General features: G+C 76.3%; 1 pseudogene. It reads left to right on the forward strand.

The features are described 5' to 3' along the window. A pseudogene (locus CCN51_RS47470) lies at window positions 1-531 on the forward strand (hypothetical protein); the annotation flags it as partial.

The following is a 531-nucleotide window of genomic DNA, read 5'->3' on the forward strand; positions in this document are numbered from 1 at the left end:
ACCTGCTCAACCGGCTCGGCGCGCCCCGCGACCAGCTGCTCTTCCGGGAGCGCTCGGCCCAGGGGCAGCACGTCAAGCGGCTCACCGAGCTCTACCACCAGCATCTGACCGGCCTGCCCGTGACGATCGTGCTGGACGACGCCAGCGACGCCGAGCAGGTGCGCACGCTGGTCCCGGAGCGGTCCGACAGCCTGGTCCTGGTCACCTCGCGCGCGCCGCTCGCGCTGCCGCCCGATCTGGCCGCATGGGTCCACCGGCTGGAGGTCGGCCCGCTGGACGAGCCGGGCGCCGAGGAGCTGCTGCGCGCCTCAGCCGAGGAGCAGACGGGGGCGGGCCCCTACGACGGGCAGTCCGTGGAGCGGATCGCCGAGCTGTGCGGCCGGCTGCCGCTGGCGCTGCGCATCGCGGGCTCCTCGCTCCCCGCCCGCACCCCCGGCCTGCTGGTCTCCGCCCTGGAGGCGTACGGCCCGGTGGGCCCCGTCGAGCGGGCGCTGTGGCTGCGCTACACCGACCAGACCGAGGGCGCCCGGC

Source organism: Streptomyces milbemycinicus (genome assembly GCF_002154605.1).
Lineage (GTDB): Bacteria > Actinomycetota > Actinomycetes > Streptomycetales > Streptomycetaceae > Streptomyces > Streptomyces milbemycinicus.